Origin of the sequence: Novipirellula sp., from assembly GCF_041583735.1 — a bacterium.
Lineage (GTDB): Bacteria > Planctomycetota > Planctomycetia > Pirellulales > Pirellulaceae > Novipirellula.
Genome location: NZ_JBFHFD010000478.1, coordinates 1 through 6,642, shown reverse-complemented (window position 1 = coordinate 6,642; position 6,642 = coordinate 1). Strand labels below are relative to the sequence as shown.

The following is a 6,642-nucleotide window of genomic DNA, read 5'->3' as shown; positions in this document are numbered from 1 at the left end:
CGACGTAGCACAAAGGCAGCAAGAGTTTCGCGGTGTTTGCAAGACGATCCAAAACGCTTGATGCGTGTTTCGGCCTGGATTGAAGCAAGCCGGCCGATGGGAACCGGCCCTACGTCTGTGACGAAACTCTTGACGAGTTCCGCTACGAGATGGGGATGCTTTGACAGGCTGGAAGCCTATCCCACAACTTATTCGGGTTCGTAGGCCAAGTTCGGGCTGAGCCAACGCTCGATTTCCGAGATTGGTTTGCCTTTTCGCTTGGCGTACGCTTCGATTTGATCCTTGGTCATTCGGTCGACGGTGAAGTAGCGAGCTTCGGGGTGACCGAAGTACAAACCGCTAACCGCCGCGCCGGGGTACATTGCATAGCTTGATGTCAACTCGACCCCGGTACTCTTTTCGGCATCCAACAGATCAAACAGCGTGCGTTTTTCGGTGTGATCGGGACAAGCCGGGTAGCCGGCGGCCGGACGAATGCCACGATACTTCTCGCTGATCAAGTCGTCTTTATCGAGGCCTTCGTTTTGACCAAACCCCCAATCCGCTCGCGCACGTTCGTGCAGCAATTCCGCGAACGCTTCGGCGAATCGGTCGGCGACCGCTTGCACCATGATCGCCTTGTAATCGTCCAGTTCCGCTCGGAATTTCTTGGCCAATTCATCAGCGCCGATCCCAGCGGTAACCACGAAGCCACCGATATAGTCCTGGCGACCACTGTCGACTGGTGCGATGTAATCAGCGAGCGAACGATAATCTTTTTGCCCCTTGCGTTCCCACTGCTGACGCAAGAAATGGAAACGCGACAATTCTTTGCTGCGTGATTCGTCGGTATACAGAATCACGTCGTCTCCGTCGCTGGCCGCTGGCCAAAACGCATAGGTCGCGTTCGCTTTGAGCGATCCATCGGCAATGACTTGATCCATCAGTGCGTTAGCGTCGTCATAGATCTTCTTGGCTTCTTCGCCGACCACGGCATCATCGAAAATCTTGGGATACTTGCCCTTCAATTCCCAAGTCATGAAGAACGGCGACCAATCGATGTAAGGACGAATCTCGGCAAGTGGAAAATCCTTCAGCACTTTCACGCCGGTAAACGAAGGCTTGTCGATTTGCACGTTGGCCCAATCGGTTGCGAATCGTTTTTCGAATGCTTCCGCGTATGGCACCAGCTTTTGTTGCCGATCGCGGAAACTGGCGACCAACTTCTTTTGCTCTTCGACATTGTTGGCGATAAACTCGTCGCGATGCTCTTTGCTGAGCAGTCGTTCGACAACGTTCACGCTACGGCTGGCATCGAGTACATGGATCACGGGCCCGTCGTATGCCGGGCAAATCTTGACCGCAGTGTGCTTGGCGCTGGTAGTTGCACCGCCGACCAACAATGGCATCGTCATTCCTGCACGCTTCATCTCGCGTGCGACGTGTGTCATCTCATCAAGACTTGGGGTGATCAGACCGCTCAGCCCAATCATATCCACGTCTTGCTTGACCGCTTCTTCTAAAATCCGTTCCGCAGAAACCATCACGCCAAGGTCAATGACCTCGTAGTTATTGCACTGCAACACCACGCCGACGATGTTTTTACCAATATCATGCACGTCGCCCTTGACTGTGGCGATCAAGAACTTGCCGCGTGCGGCATCATTTTCGGTCCCCGCGAGTCGCTTCTCCTCGTCCATGTACGGTTCCAAATAGGCCACCGCTTTCTTCATCACGCGAGCGCTTTTGACGACTTGCGGCAGAAACATCTTACCGGCACCAAACAGGTCACCAACGACTTTCATGCCGTCCATCAACGGACCTTCGATCACTTGCAGACACTTGTCAAAGTGCTGGCGTGCCTCTTCGGTATCTTCGACGATGTACTTGTCGATCCCTTTGATCAGCGCGTGTTTCATCCGCTCGGCCACCGATTGGTCACGCCAAGCCAGGTCTTCGCCTGATTTCTTTTTGCCGCCGCCTTTTACCGTCTCGGCAAATTCGAGCATCCGGTCGGTTGCGTCGGGGCGGCGATTCAGCAGCACATCCTCGACATGCTCGAGTAGATCCTTTGGCACCTCTTCGTAGACTTCTAACTGTCCCGCGTTGACGATTCCCATGTCCAAACCGGCCTTGATGGCGTGGAACAGGAACGCGCTGTGGATCGCTTCGCGGACAGGATCGTTTCCGCGGAAACTGAAGCTGATGTTACTGACTCCACCGCTCGTCTTTGCACCGGGACATTCTTTTTTGATTCGCGCGACGGCATTGATAAAATCAACGGCGTAGTTGTTGTGCTCTTCCATTCCCGTCGCCACGGTCAGGATATTCGGGTCAAAGATGATGTCTTGCGGAGGAAAATTGATCTTTGTGGTGAGTAGATCGTAGGCACGCTTACAGATCCGAACCTTGCTCTCTTCATCAGCAGCCTGTCCCTCTTCGTCAAACGCCATGACCACGGCAGCCGCACCATATTGGCGAACCAAACGCGCCCGGCGGAGGAACTCTTCCTCGCCGTCTTTGAGCGAGATCGAGTTGACGATCGCTTTCCCTTGGACATTGCGAAGTCCCGCTTCGAGCACTTCCCACTTGCTGCTGTCGATCATCACCGGCACCGCAGCAACCACCCCGTCCCCCGCGATCAGACGCAAGAAACGCTCCATCGCCGCGACGCCATCGAGCATCCCTTCGTCAAAGTTGACGTCGATAATGGTCGCCCCGTTTTCGACCTGTTCACGCGCAATATCGACTGCTTCCTCGTATTTGTCTTCGCGGATCAATCGAGCAAACTTTTTACTGCCCGCGACGTTGGTTCGTTCGCCGATCATAGTGAACGGAATTTCAGGCCGCATCACCATCGGAAGCTGGCCGGACAACCGGGTGTAAACCGGTCCGTGCGTCTCCTGTTTCGGCTTGCGTCCCTTGACCCGTTCGGCCATCGCGCGGATGTGATCGGGGGTCGTACCGCAACAGCCGCCCAAAATATTTAGCCAACCATTGTCGGCGTACTCGCCCACTTTTTCCGCCATCGCTTTAGGACCGAGATCGAATTCCCCCATCTCGTTCGGCAAACCAGCGTTGGGATGGCACGAAATCGGGATCTCCGCGACGTGCGAAAGTTCTTCGATATGGGGCCGCATCACGTCAGGGCCGAGGGCACAGTTCATGCCCACCGACAACAGCGGGAAGTGATTGATAGCAGTCCAAAACGCTTCGACGCTTTGAGCACTGACGAACGTTCGTCCACCATCACCAAACGTACCGCTCGCCATCACAGGAACCCGGCGTCCCCCCGCGTTAAAGAAGTCTTGGATCGCGAACAAACACGCTTTCAAATTAAGCGTGTCGATGGCGGTTTCGGGCAACAGGATATCGACACCCGCGGCGACAAGCGAATTGACCTGGGCGCGATAACTGTCGACCATCTCTTCGAACGTGGCGCCACGGTGAGCCGGGTCTTCCTCGGTGCTGATCGCCAACTGTTTTGTGGTCGGGCCAATCGATCCGGCGACAAAACGCGGCTTATCCGGTGTCCGTTCGGTCCACTCATCGGCCGCTTTGCGGGCACAAGCCACGGCGGCGTGATTGATTTCATCAACCAATTCAAGTGGCAATCCAAACTCGATCATTCCAACCGGCGAGGCACCAAAAGAATTGGTTTCGACGATATCACTGCCCGCTTCGTAGTAGGCCGCGTGGATCGCGGTAATCTTATCGGGGTGGGTCAGACAAAGAATATCGGAGAAATTCTTCAAATCTTTTTTGGGATCATGATCGGCAAATCGCTCGCCTCGCACCCCCGCCTCGTCCAAACCGAGACGTTGGATCATGGTCCCCATCGCCCCATCGAGCAGCAGAATCCGCTCGCGTAGGAGCTCGGAAATAACAGATTGAGTCGTTCCAGATTGAAGCATTGTGCCGCGTATTTTTAGCGAAAAATGGCAAGGGGAGGCATTTCCAGGACACGTATCTTCGTTTCCTGTTCGCTGTTTCACAAGGTGATGCCTGATTCTGCGAGCAAAATCCCCTCGTTTGCTGGCATTACGGTTTGCTGGCATTAAAAGATGTCATTTCATCTTGATCAATCGGCAAAGTTTGTCTATTCCGCAGATTCCTAAAGATCATCCATGTTGCGTACCGATCTAGTCCTGTAGGGGATCCGACCCGGCTCGCCATGTTTGTCAGTAAAGCTTGAAACGCCTCGCACTCGTGTATCAGGAAGATCACATGACCGTCTCGCAAAAAGCCACGCAAGACGTCAGACGCTCGCCAGTCAGAGCGGCAGACGAACGCTCGAAGGGCGACGGGGACTCGAACACCGCATTGCCACCGACGCTGTTTAAGCTCAAAAACTTGACCCCGAGCCAATCTGCAAGCACAACACGGTCTGTGAGTGAGGCTGAAATACCGGCGACGGTCACCGGATCAGCGGCAACATCGCAGGCGAATTCCTCAATCAAAACCTCGCATCCGGGTGATTCGGCCGGCACAACCGAGCCGTATCACGCATCGGTTTCCAACGCTGCGACAATCTGCGACACCGCCATTCAGGCTGCGACGGCCCAGGATGCCACAAACAGCCCCACCATTTCGGCGACGATCCCTTCGTCCACCGCGAATCGTTCCCCTGCGGTTTTCGCAGAAGCCGCCACGGTGCCTGCGAAAGCCACCGCGCCTGCGACAATCATGGACTCTGCAACGCCCAAGACTCCTGCGGTCGCATTGGCAGCGCAAACACCGAAACGAAATTGGCAACAACTAATCAGCGCCAATGCACTTGTCATTGCCATGCTGTTGTTAGTGATCATTTTTGCCGTGAAAGTAAGCCGCCGAGCGACTCAATCGTCAAGCGAACCGTCGGTTGCCGATTCCCAACTGACCGACCTGCTTCCTCCCGAAGACTTGGTCGTGTTTGCCGATGAAGACATCAACACCGATGTATCAGGGCACGCTGAACCGGCCCCCGCGACGGTACCGACCGCGAAGGCAAACGTTGCCCTGATGACCCCCGATTCGTCGCCCGCCGCGAAAGTGGCAGTGAAGGCCGATGCCACAGCACCCACCGAAGATCCAAAATTGTCCGCGGGAACACCAGCAAGCACGGTTAGCAGCCCTCGCGGGATCGATCCTGCGATTGCGGCACTGAACGCAACCGTTCACTCGCACAAGGCGCCGACGGCAGACTTTTCCACGTCGCCTCTTGAAAGCCCAAACACCATAAATCTTGGCGGCGACACGGCCAATTCCGAACTGCCCGATTTGTCGGCTGCCAAACCAACCTCGGTAGCCGCTCCGGCACCGGCAACGCCCCAAGAATCGGCCACTCCACGTGGCATCTTCAACTGGGAACAGTACTTGCCATCGCAACCGGTTGCGAACTAGATCATTCGCGTCGTGAACTCACATCGCCCCTTTCATCTAACGACATCAAGCTTCAAATTTTCACTGCTCGGTAACAACCATGACTGCTAACAACCAGGCCTTTGTCAAAGCCTTTGCAAGACGAAACCGCAACGCGGATACGAATTCGTCCCACCAGCAGAACCAGTCTGGCGTGGAAACGAAGCCACGGTCGCCAGCGCCAGCAACATGGTGGATCGATGAAACCGACGACCAAAAGATTCGTGCGGATCATGAGGTAGCCGAACATGTCCCGGCTCCGCATTTTGCGACCGACATTCGCGTGACGAATCTTCGTGATGAAATCGCGGCCGAGTCCGAAGACGCGATGGAATCGTTTCCCGAACCGGAATCAGATCCAATCCCCAATGCCAATGTATTGGCGTCGCTGCAACACACGATCACTTCGTTCGCCAGTGAATCGTACACAGGAACCAGCGACATCATCGGTGGCGGATTCACTCCCTTCGTCGCGCGAGAGCTGGACGAAAGCACGGTAACCCCCACTGCGGCACCGAAACCGGAAAACACTGCAAAACCAGCGAAAGCAACCACTCGCACCGCGATTCCCGCTGCTGTGCCGCCTGCTGCCGCGATACCCGCTGCCGCCCCGGCAGTGAAGACGCCGCGGGTTCCCGAAGCAAAGCCCTATTCGGAAGCGAAGTCCCGTTCGGAAGCAAAATCCACGTCGCATGAAGCGTCGATCATCGAGCTGCAACGCATCTTGTCGAGCAAGACGGCGGCCGCGCGAACGACCAGCCAACGAAAAAACCAAACCGATACGTCAGCAATCCCGACGCAGCCCCTGGCGGCCGAGGCATCTCCGCCGCCTGCCACTGCAACGCCGGACGCTGCAATGCTGGCCGCTGCAATGCCGGCTGCAAACACAATCCCGTCCGCCGATCCGGTCGAGGTGGTAGAAACCTCGCCGAGCCCGACTCCCGAAGCAGCTCCTGCTGTGGCTGCGAAGTTAAAAGCGGCCTGGGAAGTCGATCAATTTGACGTGCCCAGCAACGTTGCCAAGCTGTTTTTCGAAGGCGAATTATTCCAAATGGTGGCCGAACAGATGCTCGGCGCCGTGCAAACCGGTCTCGACAGCGTGTTGGTCACCAGCGTGCATCACGAAGAGGGCCGCAGCACGGTTGCCACCGGGGTTGCCATGGCCGCCGCCGCAGCCGGGATTCGCGTCGCGCTGGTGGACGCCGACCTTGTAACGCCGACGCTCGTCGACGAACTGAGCCTGGATGTCGAATATGGATGGCT

At 56.1% G+C, this 6,642-nt stretch carries 2 protein-coding genes and 1 pseudogene; 2 read left to right on the top strand and 1 reads right to left on the bottom strand.

The window, feature by feature from the left end:
- Positions 1 to 188 precede the first annotated feature (188 nt).
- Complete coding sequence (gene metH, locus ABX962_RS26225; RefSeq protein ID WP_372723782.1) at positions 189 to 3,893, bottom strand: methionine synthase; 3,705 nt, start codon at positions 3,891 to 3,893, stop codon at positions 189 to 191.
- 475 nt (positions 3,894 to 4,368) lie between these two features.
- Here metH and ABX962_RS26220 point away from each other — a divergent pair, with 475 nt between their 5' ends.
- Positions 4,369 to 5,361 carry a hypothetical protein gene (locus ABX962_RS26220; RefSeq protein ID WP_372723780.1) on the top strand — a complete coding sequence of 331 codons (993 nt, stop codon included), beginning with the start codon at positions 4,369 to 4,371 and terminating at the stop codon, positions 5,359 to 5,361.
- Positions 5,362 to 5,440: 79 nt separating this feature from the next.
- Positions 5,441 to 6,642, top strand: a pseudogene (locus ABX962_RS26215) (hypothetical protein); the annotation flags it as partial.

Excerpts from the sequence above, each read along its gene's own strand:
- metH (WP_372723782.1), bottom strand. The coding sequence starts at position 3,893 with ATGCTTCAATCTGGAACGACTCAATCTGTTATTTCCGAGCTCCTACGC.